This window comes from Ponticoccus litoralis (assembly GCF_039769985.1).
Lineage (GTDB): Bacteria > Pseudomonadota > Alphaproteobacteria > Rhodobacterales > Rhodobacteraceae > Ponticoccus > Ponticoccus litoralis.
The window spans coordinates 2672385-2687299 of sequence record NZ_JBDNCH010000002.1 but is presented as its reverse complement, the minus strand read 5'-3'; the positions used below and the strand labels follow the sequence as shown (position 1 = coordinate 2687299).

At 67.2% G+C, this 14915-nt stretch carries 13 protein-coding genes, 1 tRNA gene and 3 pseudogenes; 3 read left to right on the top strand and 14 right to left on the bottom strand.

All coding sequences use genetic code 11. The annotated features are described in order from the left end of the window. Positions 1-167: 167 nt before the first annotated feature. Genes ABFB10_RS14430 through ABFB10_RS14410 form a run of 5 tightly spaced genes read right to left on the bottom strand, consistent with a single transcriptional unit; the run spans position 168 to position 4234 of the window. Positions 168-668 (bottom strand): GAF domain-containing protein, encoded by a 501-nt coding sequence (locus tag ABFB10_RS14430; protein WP_347167029.1) that lies wholly within the window; start codon positions 666-668, stop codon positions 168-170. After that, entirely contained in the window at positions 665-1453 is a 789-nt protein-coding gene (locus ABFB10_RS14425; RefSeq protein ID WP_347167028.1) for an ABC transporter ATP-binding protein, read from the bottom strand. Before ABFB10_RS14425 ends, ABFB10_RS14430 begins: the two co-directional genes overlap by 4 nt. After that, positions 1450-2292, bottom strand: a complete 843-nt coding sequence (locus ABFB10_RS14420) for an ABC transporter ATP-binding protein (protein WP_347167027.1) — start codon at positions 2290-2292, stop codon at positions 1450-1452. Before ABFB10_RS14420 ends, ABFB10_RS14425 begins: the two co-directional genes overlap by 4 nt. After that, positions 2289-3191 carry a nickel transporter permease gene (gene nikC / locus ABFB10_RS14415; protein WP_347167026.1) on the bottom strand — a complete coding sequence of 301 codons (903 nt, stop codon included), beginning with the start codon at positions 3189-3191 and terminating at the stop codon, positions 2289-2291. The genes ABFB10_RS14420 and nikC overlap by 4 nt, the downstream gene beginning before the upstream one ends. Continuing rightward, positions 3191-4234 carry an ABC transporter permease gene (locus ABFB10_RS14410; RefSeq protein WP_418596054.1) on the bottom strand — a complete coding sequence of 348 codons (1044 nt, stop codon included), beginning with the start codon at positions 4232-4234 and terminating at the stop codon, positions 3191-3193. Before ABFB10_RS14410 ends, nikC begins: the two co-directional genes overlap by 1 nt. A 117-nt stretch (positions 4235-4351) precedes the next feature. Between ABFB10_RS14410 and ABFB10_RS14405 the strand changes: the two are divergent. The 3 genes and pseudogenes from ABFB10_RS14405 to ABFB10_RS14395 all read left to right on the top strand — a co-directional run bounded on the left by ABFB10_RS14405 (position 4352) and on the right by ABFB10_RS14395 (position 7765). Beyond that, positions 4352-4965 (top strand): annotated as a pseudogene (locus ABFB10_RS14405) (helix-turn-helix domain-containing protein). Between the two features lie 43 nt (positions 4966-5008). Continuing rightward, complete coding sequence (locus tag ABFB10_RS14400; RefSeq protein ID WP_347167025.1) at positions 5009-6598, top strand: ABC transporter substrate-binding protein; 1590 nt, start codon at positions 5009-5011, stop codon at positions 6596-6598. Positions 6599-6680: 82 nt separating this feature from the next. Next, positions 6681-7765 (top strand): annotated as a pseudogene (locus ABFB10_RS14395) (M24 family metallopeptidase). A 517-nt stretch (positions 7766-8282) separates the two neighbouring features. Here the strand turns inward: ABFB10_RS14395 and ABFB10_RS14390 are convergent. The 9 genes and pseudogenes from ABFB10_RS14390 to ABFB10_RS14350 all read right to left on the bottom strand — a co-directional run bounded on the left by ABFB10_RS14390 (position 8283) and on the right by ABFB10_RS14350 (position 14826). Further along, complete coding sequence (locus tag ABFB10_RS14390) at positions 8283-9263, bottom strand: SAF domain-containing protein (protein ID WP_347167024.1); 981 nt, start codon at positions 9261-9263, stop codon at positions 8283-8285. Next, entirely contained in the window at positions 9190-9486 is a 297-nt protein-coding gene (locus ABFB10_RS14385) for a hypothetical protein (protein ID WP_347167023.1), read from the bottom strand. The genes ABFB10_RS14390 and ABFB10_RS14385 overlap by 74 nt, the downstream gene beginning before the upstream one ends. Then, positions 9483-9659, bottom strand: coding sequence for a hypothetical protein (locus ABFB10_RS14380; protein ID WP_347167022.1), 177 nt, complete (start codon positions 9657-9659; stop codon positions 9483-9485). Before ABFB10_RS14380 ends, ABFB10_RS14385 begins: the two co-directional genes overlap by 4 nt. 363 nt (positions 9660-10022) lie before the next feature. Beyond that, positions 10023-10097: transfer RNA gene (locus tag ABFB10_RS14375), tRNA-Gln, on the bottom strand. Between the two features lie 61 nt (positions 10098-10158). Continuing rightward, on the bottom strand, positions 10159-11157 hold the full coding sequence (locus ABFB10_RS14370; RefSeq protein WP_347167021.1) for a diguanylate cyclase domain-containing protein: 999 nt from the start codon (positions 11155-11157) through the stop codon (positions 10159-10161). After that, entirely contained in the window at positions 11154-11756 is a 603-nt protein-coding gene (locus ABFB10_RS14365; RefSeq protein WP_347168019.1) for a heme NO-binding domain-containing protein, read from the bottom strand. Before ABFB10_RS14365 ends, ABFB10_RS14370 begins: the two co-directional genes overlap by 4 nt. Positions 11757-11852: 96 nt before the next feature. Next, positions 11853-12260, bottom strand: coding sequence for a hypothetical protein (locus tag ABFB10_RS14360; RefSeq protein WP_347167020.1), 408 nt, complete (start codon positions 12258-12260; stop codon positions 11853-11855). A gap of 79 nt (positions 12261-12339) precedes the next feature. Further along, the gene (locus tag ABFB10_RS14355) at positions 12340-13563 is read right to left on the bottom strand and encodes a DUF4153 domain-containing protein (protein ID WP_347167019.1); all 1224 of its coding nucleotides are present in this window, start codon (positions 13561-13563) and stop codon (positions 12340-12342) included. A gap of 506 nt (positions 13564-14069) precedes the next feature. Continuing rightward, positions 14070-14826: pseudogene (locus ABFB10_RS14350) on the bottom strand (EcsC family protein). Positions 14827-14915: the final 89 nt, after the last annotated feature.

Sequence of the window (14915 nt, the reverse complement as noted above, 5' to 3'; positions counted from 1 at the left end):
GCACATCATCCCTTGACGCCGACAACACCGCGCGGCGTCCGAAGACGCTGAAGAGCCTGGCGCCGGTGCAATTCATCTGGCGCGCATGGCAGAGCGATCCCGACCTCGTCCACGGCCAGCCGTGTTTTCGAGGCCGGGACCATGCGCTTGTCGGGTGGCGGCCTTGATCAGGCCCGCAACACCATCGCCACGGCGCAGGCCGCCGTTGCCGGCAGGCGCAGCATGTCGTGGATCCGGGTCACGCGTTCGGGCGTGTAGTAGCCCTCTTCGTGCAGGATGTTCATCGTCGCGATGACCTTGCCACCGATGATCAGCGGCAGGTTCACCACCGAGCCGCAGCCCAGCTTGCCGATCAGCTCGGCATCGGGGAAGACCGTGTCGATATCGGCCAGCGTGTTCGACACGAAGGCCTCCTGCCGGATCAGAACCTGGTCGAACCAGCGGTTCAGCTCGATCGGCTTCTCGCCCGAGGTCGGGTAGTTCTCGGCATCGTCGGTATAGGCGCGCCGCGCCACCATGGCGTCGGTGTCCGAGGTCATCACGGTGAACAGCTTGGCGCCCACGGTCGCCTTGATCAGCGCGCAGAGCGCGTCGAAAGCCGCCTCTTCGGTCGTCGCGGCGGCCAACGCGGTGGTGAAGTCGGCGAGCGCCTTTGTGGTATCGGTCATGCGGGGTCCTTGCTTTCGGATGCCGTCCCCTCGGGATCGGCATCGGGGTTGCCGCCCGAAGCGGCATAGAGGTCGCGCGTGTAGGGATCGGCAAAGCTGCCGTCGTAAAGCGCGGTCTTGGGGGCGATCTCGACGATGCGCCCCTTGTTCATCACCGCCATGCGGTCGCACATGAAGCTGACCACCGGCAGGTTGTGGGTGACCATCAGGTAGGTCAGCCCCTGTTCACGGCGCAGCCGCTTCAGCAGGTTCAGGATCTCGGCCTGCACCGAGACATCCAGCGCCGAAGTCGGCTCGTCCAGCAGCATCACCTTGGGCTCCAGCATCAGCGCCCGGGCGATGGCGACACGCTGGCGCTGGCCGCCCGACAGCTGGTGCGGAAAGCGGAAGCGGAAGCGCTGATCGAGGCCGACGGCGGCCAGCATCTCGACCACCTTCTCGCTGCGCTTGCCGATGCCGTGGATCGCCAGCGGCTCGGACAGGACCGTGTCCACGGTCTTGCGCGGATGCAGCGAGGCATAGGGGTCCTGGAAGACCATCTGGCAGGTCTCGGAGAAGGCCCGGTCGGTGCCATGGCCGCGCGGCTTGCCCAGCACGGAAATCTCTCCCGTCCAGTCCGGCGCCAGCCCGGCGATGGCCTTCAGCACGGTCGACTTGCCCGAACCGCTCTCGCCGACCAGCGCGAAGCTTTCGCCCGGCGCCACGTCGAAGCTTACGTCACGCACCACCTTGGTGTCGCCGTAAGAGATATCCAGATCCCTGAGGGAAATCGCGGGGCTGCTCATGTGCCTGCTCCTCCGCTGCGGTCCATAACCGGCAGCTCGTCTCGGGTTTCCTGCATGCGGGGCTGAGCCGCCAGCAGGCCCTTCGTGTAGGGATGGCTGGCCTTGTGCAGATCGGCGGCGGCGCAGGCCTCGACCACCTCGCCGCCGTTCATCACCAGGATGCGGTCGCAGTAGCGCGCCACAAGGTTCAGGTCGTGGCTGATCAGGATCAGCCCCATGCCGTTGCCGGTGACCAGCTCCTCGATCAGGTCCAGCACCTGCGCCTGCACCGAGACATCCAGCGCCGAGGTCGGCTCATCCGCGATCAGCAGTTGCGGGCGCGGGATCAGCATCATGGCGATCATCACCCGCTGCCCCATGCCGCCCGAAACCTCGTGCGGATACATCTTCGCCACCCGCTCGGGATTGTTGATGCGGACCGAGTTCAGCATCTCGATCACCCGCGCCTGCAGATCGCGGCGGGGCAGGTTCTCATGCACCTGCAACGCCTCGGCGATCTGGTGGCCGATGGTCATCACCGGGTTCAGAGAGAACTTCGGGTCCTGCATGATCATCGAGATCCGCGCGCCGCGGATCCGGCGCATCTGGCGGCTGCTCTGCGCCATCAGGTCCAGCCCGTCGAATCGCAGGGTCTTCGCGGTCTGCTTGCCCGGTGCCCGGATCAGCCGCAGGATCGACCGGCCCGTCATCGACTTGCCGGAGCCGCTTTCGCCGACGATGCCCAGGCGCTCTTCGCGGCCCGGGGTCAGGTTCAGCCCCTTCACAACCTCCACCGGCCCCTTGGGGGTGGCGAAGCTGACCCGCAGGTCCTCGATTTCCAGAAGCGGTGCCTCGGTCATTTCTCGCCCCCCTGTTTCGGATCCAGCACGTCGCGCAGCCCGTCGCCCAGGAAGCAGAAGCCCAGCGAGACGAGGATAATGGCGAAGCCCGGCATGGTGGCGACCCACCACTGGTCCAGGATGAAGGTCCGCCCGCGCGAGATCATGGCGCCCCATTCCGGCAGCGGCGGCTGTGCGCCAAGACCAAGGAAGCCCAGACCGGCGGCGGTCAGGATGATGCCCGCCATGTCCAGCGTCACCCGCACGATCATCGACGAGGTACAAAGCGGCAGCACGTGGCGGAAGATGATCCGCGAATGCGAGCCGCCGACCAGCCGCACCGCCTGGATGTACTCGGCATTGCGGAAGGTCAGGGTCTCGGCCCTTGCGATACGGGCATAGGCGGGCCAGGCGGTGATGGCGATGGCGATGATCGCGTTCTCGATCCCCGGCCCAAGGGCGGCGACGAAGGCCAGCGCCAGGATCAGCTTGGGCAGCGACAGGAAGACGTCGGTCAGCCCCATCAGGATGCGGTCGACCCAGCCGCCGAAGTAGCCCGCGACAGCGCCGATGATCAGACCCAGCGGCGCCGAGATCACCGCCACAAGCGCCACGATCATCAGCGTGATTCGCGAGCCGTAGACGACGCGGCTGAAGATGTCGCGGCCCAGTTCGTCGGTGCCCATCCAGTGCTCTGCCGAGGGCGGCAGCAGGCGGTTCTGCAGGTTCTGACCCACCGGGCTTTCCGGCGCGATCCAGGGCGCAAACAGCGCCGTGACCAGAAGCAGCAGGATGATCAAAAGGCCCGCCAGGGCCAGCGGATTGCGCATCAGCGCCGCCATCATGCGCCATGCGCGGCCCAGGTTGGCCTGGGTCAGGGTTGCGGGGCTGTCGTCGAGCAGCCAGTCTCTCGTGCTCATCAGCGGCTCCTCGGGTCAAGGACGCGGTAAAGCACGTCCGAAATCTTGTTGATCAGGATGAAGACCGAGCCGATGACCAGCGTGGCCCCCAGCACGGCATTCATGTCGGCATTCAGCAGCGCCGTGGTCAGGTAGTTGCCGATGCCGGGCCAGCTGAAGACGGTCTCGATCATCACCGAACCCTCCAGCAGCGCGGCGTAGGACAGGCCGATGACGGTGATCAGCGGCACGCGGATCGGCTTGAAACCATGCACCCAGATCACCCGCCACTCGGGCACACCCTTGACGCGGGCGGTGGTGATGAACTCCTGTCCCAGCTGGTCCAGCATGAAGCTGCGGGTCATCCGGGCGATGAAGGCCAGCGAGAAGAAGCCCAGGATCGAGGCCGGCAGCACGAGGTGCGAAAGCGCGTTCCAGAAGACGTCCCAATCGCCCGCCAGCGCGGCATCGATCAGCATGACATTGGTGCGCGCGGGCACCAGGCCTTCATAGAAGATGTCCAGCCGCCCCGGCCCCGCGACCCAGCCGAGCCCGGCGTAGAAGACCGCCAGCCCGACGAGGCCCAGCCAGAAGGCGGGCACCGAATAGCCCAGCAGGGCAAAGACCCGCATCACCTGATCGACCCATTCGCCGCGCCGCGTGGCGGCCCAGACCCCGGCGGGCACGCCAAGGACAACCCCGATGAAGATGCCCAGCGTCGCCATCTCCAGCGTCGCCGGGAAGACCCGCAGCAGATCGTCCGCGACTGGGCGGTTGGTCGAGATCGAGCGGCCCAGGTCACCCTGCATCACCGACCAGACGTAGTCGAAGAACTGCACCACCAGCGGTCGGTCCAGCCCCATGGCGATCCGCGCCGCGTCGTATTGCTCTTGCGTCGCGCGGTCCCCGACCACCGAAAGCACGGGGTCGATGGGCACCACGCGCCCGATGAAGAAGGTGATTGCCAGCAGGCCCAGGAAGGTCAGCGCGGTGACGACGACGAAGCCGCCGATCCCCCGCGCACCGCGCCCCGCCCTGACGGCTATTGATGCTTCTGTCGCCAAGGTCTCCGCCTCCTTTGGCTTCGGTCAAATGAATTCTCACCCCCAGTGTTACAAATTTTTTTGCCATAGTAAAAATTTTTTTGTAGCGTGGGGGAAAGGATTTCGGAGGAGCCCACCATGGCACGGGAGAAGCAGAAGGCTGAGCCGCAGCTCGGACCGCTTATTCGCAAGCGCCGAAAGCAGCTTGGGCTGACTCTGCAGGCCTTGTGCGACAAGGCGGGTGTCTCGGTCGGTTACCTCAGCCAGGTGGAACGCGACAACGCGACGCCCTCGCTGGGAACGCTGGCGCAGATCGCCGCGGCGCTGGACGTGACGCTGGAGTATTTCATCGCCGCCCCCGGCCCCTCCGACAGCCTGACCCGCGCCGAGACCCGTACTCGCAGTTCTCGCTGAACGGCTCGTCCATCGGCTACGAGAACCTGGCCACCGATTTTCCCGGCGCCGAACTGTCCAGCTACATCCTTCATGTGCCTGCGGGCTATGCCTCGGAGGTGGTCAGCCACGAGGGCGAAGAGATCATCTACATCCTGGAGGGCGAGATCGAGCAGACCCTCGACGGCCAGGTCATCCGGATGAAGGCCGGTGACAGCCTGCATTACAGCGGGTTGCGCCCCCATTCCTGGACCAATCCAGCTGACAAGCCCGTCCGGATCCTCTGGACGGGAACCCTGGCCGTGCTGAACCGCAAGGGCGGGATGAAACTACCGGAGATGGCGCCGCTGGAGAGCTGATAAACGCCATCCCGCTTCACTCAACCCCAACAAGGAGAGCCACATGAACAAGCTGAAATCCGCACTGTTTGCCTCGGCGCTCGCGCTGCCCACGGCGGGCACCGCGGCGCTGGCCGACACGCCCGATGACATCCTGGTCATCGCCCAGAACATCGACGACATCGTCGCGATCGACCCGGCGCAGGCCTATGAATTCACCTCTGGCGAGCTGGTCACCAACCTCTACGACCGCCTGGTGCAGTACGATGCGGAAGACCCGACCGTCCTGGCCCCCGGCATCGCGACCGAATGGGTCGCCGACGCCGAAGCCAAGACCATCACCTTCACCCTGCGTGACGATGCGGTCTTCAACTCCGGCAACCCGGTGACCGCCGAGGACGTGCTGTTCTCGCTCTCGCGCGTCATCAAGCTGAACCTGACGCCCGCCTTCATCCTCGCCCAGCTCGGCTGGACCCCGGAGAACGTGGACGACATGCTGACCGCCGAGGGCAACCTCGTCACGGTGAAATACGAGGGCGATTTCTCGCCTGCCTTCGTGCTGAACGTGCTGGCCGCGCGCCCCGCCTCCATCGTCGACAAGGCGCTGGCGATGGAGCACGAGGTCGACGGCGACATGGGCAATGCCTGGCTGAACGCCAACTCGGCAGGCTCGGGCCCCTTCACGCTGACCGCCTACACCCCGGGTCAGATGGTGCGCATGGCCGCCAACGCGGACTACTTCAAGGGCGCGCCCAAGATGTCCCAGGTGATCATCCGCCACGTTGCCGAGGCCGCCACCCAGCAGCTGCTGCTGGAACAGGGCGACATCGACATGGCGCGCAACCTGACCCCCGACCAGGTCGCCTCGCTGTCCGGCGACGACATCAAGGTCGAGACCTTCCCGCAGGCCGCCGTCCACTTCCTGTCCTTCAACCAGAAGACCGAGAGCCTGACCGATCCGGCCGTCTGGGAAGCCGCGCGCTACCTGGTCGACTACACCGGCATGACCGACACGATCATCAAGGGCCAGATGGAGGTCCACCAGGCCTTCTGGCCGAAGGGTTTCCCCGGCTCCTACGACGAGACGCCCTTCACCTATGATCCCGAGAAGGCCAAGCAGATCCTGGCGGATGCCGGCATCGAGACCCCCGTCGAAGTGACGCTGGACGTGATCAACGCGGCCCCCTTCACCGACATGGCGCAATCGCTGCAGGCCAGCTTCGCCGACGCGGGCATCGAGTTCGAGATCCTGCCCGGCACCGGCGCCCAGGTGATCACCAAGTACCGCGAGCGGACCCACCAGGCGATGCTGCTGTACTGGGGCCCCGACTTCATGGACCCGCATTCCAACGCCAAGGCCTTCGCCTACAACTCGAACAACGCGGACGACAACTACCAGGCCACCACCACCTGGCGGAATGCCTGGGCCGTGCCGGACGAGCTGAACACGCAGACCATGGCCGCCCTGTCGGAAAGCGATCCCGAAGCCCGTCTGGACATGTACCGCGACCTGCAGGCCAAGGTGCAGGAGAGCTCTCCCATCGTGGTCATGTTCCAGGCCTCCTACGAGGTCGCCATGGGCGCGGATGTCTCGGGTTACGTCAACGGCGCGACCTCGGATTACGTCTTCTACCGGCTGGTCGAGAAGGAGTAATCCCGCGACCGCCCGCAAGACCACAGGGTCGCCGGTTCTCCGGCGGCTCGTTTCGTTTCAGGAGTAGAGAATGTCCTATCTGATGCAGGCCCAAGAGCGCCTCTCGCGGCTGCGCGCCCGGATGGCGGAAACCGAAACCGACCTGGTGGTGCTGGGCCCCTCCAGCCACATGGCCTGGCTGACCGGGCTGAACCCGCATGGCGACGAACGCCCCGTGATGCTGCTGGTCACCGCCGAACACGCCGGCTTCCTGATGCCCGCGCTCAACGCCGCCATGGCGAAAGAGATCACCCCGCTGCCCCTGTTCACCTGGGCCGATGACGATGGCCCGATGGCGGCCCTCGGCGCCCTTCTGGACGCCAGCGACGCCCGCCGCCCCGGCCTGTCGGTGGTGCTGGACGAAACCATGCGCGCCGATTTCGCCCTGCTGCTGCTGGACAGCCTGGACAGCCCGCGCCGCCGCTTCACTGAGGACACTGTCGGCCTGCTTCGCACCCTCAAGGACGAGGACGAGGCCGCCCGCATCAAGGCCTCGCACCTGCTCAACGATGCCGCCGTCGAGGCCGCCTTCGCCGCCCTGAAACCCGGCATGACAGAGGCCCAGGTGGTCGAGCTGATCGAGGCGCATTACAAGGCCAACGGCGCCACCACGGCCTTCTGCTCTGTCTGCTTCGGCGGCAACGGTGCCTTCCCCCACCACCACCCCGGCGCCACCGCCCCGGGCCAGAACATGGCCGTGCTGATCGACACCGGCTGCGTGCTGGATGGCTACCCCTCGGACATGACCCGCTGCCGCTGGTTCGGCCCCGATCCCGACCCCGAGTTCCTGAAGGTGCGTGACCTGGTCGAGGCCGCCGTGCAGGCCGCCCACGGCCGCCGCGAAACCCGGCGCCCCCGCCAGCGCAGTGGATGCCGCCGCGCGCGGTGTCATCACCGCAGGCGGCTATGGTGACCGCTTCCTGCATCGCACCGGCCACGGCACTGGGCATCGACATCCACGAGCCGCCCTATATCACCGGCACCTCCGAAACGCCGCTGGCCACCGGCAATGTCTTCTCGATCGAGCCGGGCATCTACCTGGAGGGCAAGTTCGGCCTGCGTCTGGAAGAGATCGTGATCCTGCGCGAGGACGGCCCCGAGATCTTCTCGGAACTACCGCGGGTCTGAGCGCCCCCGGGCACGGCTTCCGAACCGGTAGCATTGGGTGAAAAAGCACGTGCCCACCCGAAACCCGTCCTTGTCCTGACGCACGCGAACGCCGGGGGGCGCTGCCCCCCGCATCGCCTGTCGCACCGTCAGGGACCGCAAGACCGCCGCCGTCTGCCAACGATTGATGGCTGGACCCGTCGCATTCCAAAGACCTTTCCTGCCCGGTCCGGAAACGCTCTGCTCCACCGCGATCATGGGAACATCAAACAGGACCGCCCCGCCATTCAGGCGGCGAACGCGCATCCTCTCGCCGATCGGCATATCCGCGCAGTGCTTTCCGCAAGCTGCAACCGGATCATCGTGGATGACCATCAGGACTGCGGCCTGTCATCCCGCAACCGTTCTGCCGACCCTCGTCCCCGGCGATCCGTTGATGAGAGCCGCAACAGGCAGGGTGCGGGGCAAAAAGGCAGATCGCCGGACACCTTGCGAAGTTGATCCGGCACCCGCGGGTCACAGGTGCCGGACAGAGGGGTCAGGCGGTGCTCTTCAGGCGCGCCCGGAACATGTCTTCCATGGCCCGGCGTACGGTCACGGCTTGGCTGTCCGTGGCCTCGACATCGTCCCAGGTCAGCATTGCGCCTTCCGCCACGGCGCGCTTGAGCTTCATGCCGTGGGCCAGGCCGATGGGCAGGCCGCGCTTCTCCAGAGAATCCTCCGCACGCGCGATCCGGCCCCAGACGGTGAAGCCGCCTTCGCCATCGAGAATCTCGCCGGGCTTCAGTGCCTTCTTGGCGACCGCCACCACATCAGAGGTCAGGCTGTTGGTGCGGCCCGTGGGCTCGCCGCGCAGCGCGGCGCTGGCGACACTGACGCCAAGCTCTAGCCCGATCAGGTGGGACGGGCGATAGAGCGTGGCATAGCGACCGGAGCTGTCGGTGGTCACGCCGTACTCCCTGAAGCAGCGGCGCACGTAATCGGCGCCAAGGCCGCTTTCGTCGCTCGCCTCCAGCGTCACGTAGACTCCCCAGCGCAGATCACCGACGACCTGCCGGCCGTCGCGCTCGAGGCTCGAGACCACCTCGACCATGCCCGCCTCTTCGAGCACGCCGCCATGTGCCCCGGGCTTGAGCACCTCGGGCAGGTCATGGGTGCCCGCCGGCGGGAAGAGCAGCCCGTCGCGCGGCGCGAGCAGGCCCGCCGCGTTCGAGATCGCCGCCATCTCCAGCGCAGACTTGGTGCCGTCGAGGAAAGAGTTGAACATCTGCGGATTCATCCCGCCCTTGGCCGCCTCCTCCGGCGTCAGGCCGTAGTAGTCCCACACGGTGTCGGGGGTCGAGGTGGCGTACTTGGGCAGATACTTGGTGCCCTTGCCCGCCGCGACGACTTTGAAGCCGCAGGTGCGCGCCCAGTCGATCTGCTCGCAGACCAGCGCCGGCTGGTCACCATAGGCCATCGAATAGACCAGACCCGCCTTGTCGAATTCCTGCACGAGGTAGGCGCCGGCCGAGGACATCGGCCTCGACGTTGACCATGACCATGTGGCAGCCGTTCTCGGCGGCCAGCAGCGCATGACGGATGCCCGCGGCAGGGCTGCCGGTGGCGTCGATCACCACGTCGAGACCGGGCGTCGCGATCAGCGCCGCGCTGTCTTCGGTAAGGCAGGTCTTGCCGGTGTTCATGGCCTCGCCAAGGTCCGTCGTGGTTGCGGCATCCGCATCCCAGCCGGTGTCGATCATCGCTTTGCGCGCACGCTCGGTACGAGCAGATCCGCAATGCCGACCAGATGCATACCGGGGGTGTGCCGCACCCGGCTCAGGAACATCGAGCCGAACTTGCCCGATCCGATCAGGCCGACGCGCACCGGATTTCCATCGTTCTGGCGCTGTAGCAACTTGGTATAAAGATTCATGTCTATTCTCCTCGGAAGAGAAGTGCAGGCCGGGACGAAGGGGGTCAAGCCAAGAACCGGGGCCGTGACCCGGTGCAGGGACCACATCTCGCGGGCGACGGATCCGACCGGAACGCGCGCAATCGCGGACGCGACGAACAGCGTGGTGCCCCCGGGCAGCGTCAATACACCCTAGCCTCGGTCCTGGTCGCGCCCTCGGGGGCGACATGGGCCATCACGCGGTTTTCCGAATTGAAGTAATCCACCTGATCGGGTCGCGGGCTATCCGCCCCACCGAGCAAGCGCCGAGGGCGGGCAACACCCTCAAGACAATGGCCAGTAGCGCAAAGAAAAAGCCCCGCCTTTTGGGCGGGGCTTTATTCATGGCTGGGGTGGTAGGATTCGAACCTACGGTGCGCGGTACCAAAAACCGGTGCCTTACCACTTGGCTACACCCCAACCGTGGCGCGCTATTTACGACGAGCTTTCCCGAGTATCAAGACCCCGAATGTCGAAAAAATCATTCTTCTGCAATGCGTCCGGCAGAAGGGTCCTCGGCGGTGCTCTCGAAGAAGCGAAACTGCGCCCGGCCCGCGCGTTTCGAGGCATAAAGCGCCGCGTCCGACTGCAACAGGATCTCTTCCGGGGACGCCTTCCCGCCGTCCGACACGGTGATTCCGATGCTCAGGGACACCCGGCACTCTTCCGCGTCGACGGGAATCGGGTCCTCGACTCGCGAGATCAGGCGGCCTGCCATCTCTGCCAGGCGTTCGTGCCGGGTGAGGCCCGGGAACAGCAGCACGAATTCGTCACCGCCGATGCGCGCGACCGTATCGTCCTTGCGCGTCACCTCCAGCATCACCCCGGCCACCTGCCGCAAGACCTGATCCCCGGCGGCATGGCCCAGGCTGTCGTTGATCTGCTTGAAGAAATCGAGGTCGAGATGCATCAGCGAGAACGGCTCTCCGCTGCGGGTGACCCGGTCGAGCACCGCGTCGAGCGCGCGGCGGTTGCGCAGCCCGGTCAGCGTATCGGTGAAGGCGCGCTCCTCCGCCGCGACCATGGCCCCCTGAAGGCGGGTGTTCAGGCTGCGCGAGGCATCCAGCGCGGCGGATTTCGCCTCGACGAGGTAGAGCATTTCGACGGCAAGGTCGGTGGGCGCGAAATCGGTGTTGGTCAGGGCATAGTCCCGCACCGCATCCATGACCGAGATGCCGAAGGACAGGTTCACCACGGCCCCACCCTGCCCGTCCGGCACCATGATGCCCTTCAGCGGGGTCCGCAGGCCGCCGCGCAGGCGCAGGTGCAGCTTGCGCCCCCCGGTGGACAGAAGCTGCGCCATGCTCTCGACACGGCGGGGGCGGTAGACCTCGCAGACATCGAGAAAGCGCGCGCCGTCCAGCCCTCCCGGGCACAGCTTGCGCAGCGTCGGCCCGGCCTGCCGGATGCGCCCCCCGGGGTCGAGCACCGCATGCATCGGGCAGAGCGCCAGCAGGATCTCGGTGGGCACCCGGGTCATCCCTCCTCCGCCGGCGCGCCGGACGCCGCAAGGGCGAATTGCCGCCCCTGCGAATAGGCGGTCTCGATCAGGGTGATGGCGATGGTCTGCCGTCCCAGGGTGCCGCCGTCACATTCCATCAGGACAAGCGCGCCGTAGTCGTCGGCCATGGCCCGCAGCACGCCCAGCAGGACAAAGCCGAAACCGGGCAGCCCGGCCCCGACCAGCAGCGTGAACCGGTTGGGCGCCACGTCCACAAGGTCCAGATCCGGCAGTTCCAGATCCGCGACGGCCAGCCGGGCCCGGTCTGGCAGATCCTCCAGAGAGTGCAGGAACTCGATGAAATCGACGCCGCCGAAACGCAGAAGACGGCGCAGCCCCTCGCTGTTCGGGTGCGAGACGAGGTAGGTGCCGACATCTTCCAGAAAGGCGTCCGGGGGCTTCCTCAGCTCCACCTCGGCGGCCCCGACAACCGCCGTGAAGATGTCCTGCGGATAATTGAGCATGGCCTCGAAATCCGGCGCGTCCAGCCCCGCCCCGTCGACGATCCGCCGCCATGGTTCAGGACCATAGGTGTCCTGAACGAAGACCTGAAAGGTCCGAAGGATCAATCCATGCATCATAGGCACCCTCGCCGCATGGGGGGGACCATGGGGCGGGCGGCCTTAAGAAAGGCGTAACAATCGCAATTGCGGATAAATAGTCGCCGCTGCGCCTCACTCGGGCAGGTACAGCAGCATATCCCCCAGCCAGAGCACCTCTATGGTCCGGCTTTGCGTGCCGACCCCGCCGCGATGCAGGGCCTCCAGCGCCGCGACCCGGTCCCCCGGCCCCTGATCACCGTCCAGTGTGATCAGCCGCCCACCGGGCTGCCACAGGCCATCGCTCAGATGCATGGGCGTCAGGGTCACGAAATCCTCCGAGACCTTCTGCAACAGCAGGGCCCGCGCCTCGCCCTGACGGTAGAACGCACAGCCCGGCCCCCCGGTCACCTGCCGCGCGCAGGCCTCCAGCAGGCCGGATAGCTGGATCCCGTCCATCTCTGCCAGCGAGTCGCTGTCCAGCGTGGCGCCCTCGGGGTAGACCGGCAGGGCCTCGATCACCGCGGCGCGGCGCTCTGCCAATAGCGATTCGGGTGCGGGCCGGCTGCGCCCAGGCGCGCCAGCTCGATCTCGGCGGTCAGGTCGGGCCGGGCTTCGGCGATCACATCCAGCGCCGCCGGCCCGCCCTGCCCCACTCCTGCGCCAGTTCCGGCAGCGGCAGGGTCGCACCGGCAACACCCGAGCGCGCCCGGTTCACCTGATCCGAAGCGGCGGTGCGCTCGGGCTCGAAGGCCGGGCTCAGCCACAGCAGGCAGATCGCCAGAACCGCAAGCGCCATCCATGTGTTCACCGCGCGCAGGCGCGCCATCCAGTGCCGCCCGATCAGGACCGACAGCGCATAGGCCAGCCCGTAGACCAGCAGCACGGCGGCCACGCTGGCCGCCATCAGCCGCGAGGGTGTCCAGCCGTATTGCCCCACGCGCAGCCACAGCGCCCAGCCCCCCAGCCCGGCCAGAAGCGGCACACAGAGCGCCAGCGCGCCGGTCATCATCCGCCAGGGGCGGCTGTGCACGGCCTCGCCATTGTCGCGGTCCACCGCCACGGTGACCAGGATCACCGCCGCCAGGGCCACCGCCATCAGGATCGCGGCGGGCGAGAAGCCCTGCGCCAGCCCCTCCCAGCCGCGCAGCGGCAAGGCCGCCAGGAAGACCAGCGTCACCACCAGCACCACCGGCAGCAAGAGCCGCAGAAGCCTGAGCAGCAGAACCGGAGAGACCTGCCCCGACAGCCGGAACATGACCGCCAGCGCCAGCCCGAAGACCGTGCCGGTCAGGGCCCATGCAACGGCCTCGATATCGGTCACCCACTCCAGCAGCCGCACGTCGACAAGCCTCAGCAGCGCATCCGAAAGCGACAGCAGCCCCCAGAAAAGCGCGGCAAAGAAGACACCCGCCAGCAGGCGCACCGTCGTTTCCCATGTCGCGTCGAAGAGCGCCGGGTAGTCCGTCCAGCCGCCCGGGCGCGACAGGCCCGCCACGAGGAAGGGTATGGCAATCGACAGCGCAAGGCCGAAGGCCGCAAGCGGGTAGCCCAGTTCAAGGAAGGACTGGACGTCGCCGTGCCGCCCCGACGCCCACCACAGCGCCGCCGCCAGCACCGCCCCCGCCAGCACCGACGGCAGCACCGCGCGCGCCGGCGCCACGGGCCCCGACAGGGCGAGCAGAAGCGTGAAGCCCGCCGCTGCAAGGGCGGTCAGGAAAAGCAGCGCGCGGGGCGCCAGAACGGCGCTGTCCCAGGCCTCGGTCAGGGCCCAGCCCGCCGCTCCGGCAAGCGCTCCGGCGATCATGAGGAACGGCAGCAGCCGTGCATTGGGGGTCGGTGTCATGGGCGTTGTCCCTTTCATGCGCCCTTGTCCCACGGACCGGCGGACGAGGCCAGAGGGCATGCCGCGGACCGGCGGCGCAAGGCCGGGACACCGCGCCAAAGGCCTGCACGAAGGCGCGCCATCCGCGTCCCGGGGCGGGTGCGCGCGGGCCGCGTCGCCGCATGAAAAAAGCCCGGTGCCGGTTTCTGCCGGACACCGGACCTGCAGCGGCACTCGTCCCTTGCGCCCTGCCCTTCTGGCCGGACGCGCCACCCGAATTCTTCGCGGGCACAGTCCCCTGCCCCTGTCGCACGCCGTGCCGGATGGGCTGGCTTTGCCATCGCGTGCCCGGGACCGGGCGCTTCGTCGCAAAGGGTTCTCCTCTCGGATGACGCCTCCCTAGCATGCCGTCACCTAATCCAAGGTTAACCCGGCCACCCCGCCCGGCACGGGAAGGCCCCACAGGGATGGCCCGGGTGGGCGGGCCGCCTTTCCGCAGGAAACAGGTCCGCCCGCGCGGGCCCCGATCAGCCGATCTTCACCTTCGGGCGGGTCACCGCCACGCGCAGCGCCTCCACCAGCTCTTCCCGAGGCTGGCCGGAGCGGCGCACCAGCGTCCGCAGCCCGAAATGCACATGCGCCATCTGCTGGTAGTAGCTCGTGTAGGCGTAATTCGTGGCCGCCCCCGCCGCGGCACCCAGCAGCGGCACCGTCTGCGTCGCCAGCTTCTGCCCCATGACCGTGGCCAGACGCGGCGCGATGCGGTTGATCAGCCCGTGAACCGTCGCCCCGGTCAGCGTCACCCGCGCCGAAAGAAAGCCCAGATCCGCCCCGTCATCCTGTGCCAGCGGCCCGAGTAGAGGCGAAGACGGTCAGGCATTCCTTCGCGATCTCCGGGTCTTGCGGGTCATAGCCGTGTTCCGCCGCGATCCCCTGGATCGAGCGCAACAGCACCGTCGTGGTCACCGGCAGCTCGGCCAGCGCCGAGGGCAGCCCGCCAGCGCCGCCCGCCGCCCCCATGGCGGTGGCCAGCGCGGTGTTCAGCCAGCCCTTCTGGTCCGGCACCACTCCGCGCGAGCCCTGCGCCGCGCGCATCGCCACCTCCAGCGCCCGCGCCGTGGCGCCTTCAAGCTGGTCCTTCACCCGGTCGGGCAGCCGCTCCAGAAGGTTCTCGGCCTGTCCGCCGATCAGGTTCAGCACCTGCATGCCCACGGAATTCGCGGCCCTGTACCGCTTTGCCAGCGCGGCAATCTCGGCATCGACCGAAACGGTCGGCAGGCTCATCTCGGTCTCTGCTGTCATCACGGGCACTCCTCAACATCTGTCACATCAGATGTGGCCGCCCCCGGCTTCGGTCAAGTTGACGCGGGCAC

Coding starts and splice junctions, on each gene's coding strand:
- ABFB10_RS14430 (WP_347167029.1), bottom strand. CDS start 668: ATGACCGATACCACAAAGGCGCTCGCCGACTTCACCACCGCGTTGGCC.
- ABFB10_RS14425 (WP_347167028.1), bottom strand. CDS start 1,453: ATGAGCAGCCCCGCGATTTCCCTCAGGGATCTGGATATCTCTTACGGC.
- ABFB10_RS14420 (WP_347167027.1), bottom strand. CDS start 2,292: ATGACCGAGGCACCGCTTCTGGAAATCGAGGACCTGCGGGTCAGCTTC.
- nikC (WP_347167026.1), bottom strand. CDS start 3,191: ATGAGCACGAGAGACTGGCTGCTCGACGACAGCCCCGCAACCCTGACC.
- ABFB10_RS14400 (WP_347167025.1), top strand. CDS start 5,009: ATGAACAAGCTGAAATCCGCACTGTTTGCCTCGGCGCTCGCGCTGCCC.
- ABFB10_RS14390 (WP_347167024.1), bottom strand. CDS start 9,263: ATGTCCTCGGCCGGCGCCTACCTCGTGCAGGAATTCGACAAGGCGGGT.
- ABFB10_RS14385 (WP_347167023.1), bottom strand. CDS start 9,486: ATGATCGACACCGGCTGGGATGCGGATGCCGCAACCACGACGGACCTT.
- ABFB10_RS14380 (WP_347167022.1), bottom strand. CDS start 9,659: ATGAATCTTTATACCAAGTTGCTACAGCGCCAGAACGATGGAAATCCG.
- ABFB10_RS14370 (WP_347167021.1), bottom strand. CDS start 11,157: ATGACCCGGGTGCCCACCGAGATCCTGCTGGCGCTCTGCCCGATGCAT.
- ABFB10_RS14365 (WP_347168019.1), bottom strand. CDS start 11,756: ATGCATGGATTGATCCTTCGGACCTTTCAGGTCTTCGTTCAGGACACC.
- ABFB10_RS14355 (WP_347167019.1), bottom strand. CDS start 13,563: ATGACACCGACCCCCAATGCACGGCTGCTGCCGTTCCTCATGATCGCC.